This is a genomic window from Aminobacter sp. P4_D5 (assembly GCF_056401815.1).
On record NZ_JBFUIP010001416.1, the window covers coordinates 1 to 516 of the forward strand.

At 74.4% G+C, this 516-nt stretch carries 1 protein-coding gene; it reads left to right on the top strand.

Features of this window, described 5'->3' with window-relative positions:
* A partial coding sequence (locus tag AC1DWF_RS38730; protein WP_476843697.1) for a Ppx/GppA phosphatase family protein occupies positions 1–516 on the top strand: 516 nt, incomplete at both ends.

Here is a 516-nt window from a genome sequence, read left to right on the forward strand (position 1 = left end):
GCCCATGGCCGACGGCGTGCTGGGCGACCTCGGCGGCGGCTCGCTGGAGCTGGTGAGGCTGTCGCGCGGCGAGATCGTCGAGACCGTCTCCCTGCCCATCGGCACCATCCGCCTGGCCGACCGCGCCGACGGAGACATCGCCCGCGCCCGCGCCATCGTCGAGACGGAGCTGAAGCGCGTGCCCTGGCTGGGCGCGGCGCCGCTGAAGGACCTCTTCCTCGTCGGCGGCACCTTCCGCGCGCTGGCGCGGATGCACATCGCCCAGACCGGCTATCCCCTGACGATCGTCCACCACTACGCCATCCGGCGCGAGGAGGCGCGCGACCTCGCGGGCGTGGTGATGACGGCGCCGCGGAAATCGCTGGAGCGCATGCCCTCGGCGCCGACCAAGCGCGTCCTGGACCTGCCCTTCGCCGCCGTGGTGATGCGCCGGCTGCTGCGCGCCTCGGGCGCGGCCCGCGTGGTCTTCTCCGCCAATGGGCTGCGCGAGGGCTGGTACGGCCGGCGCCTCGACAC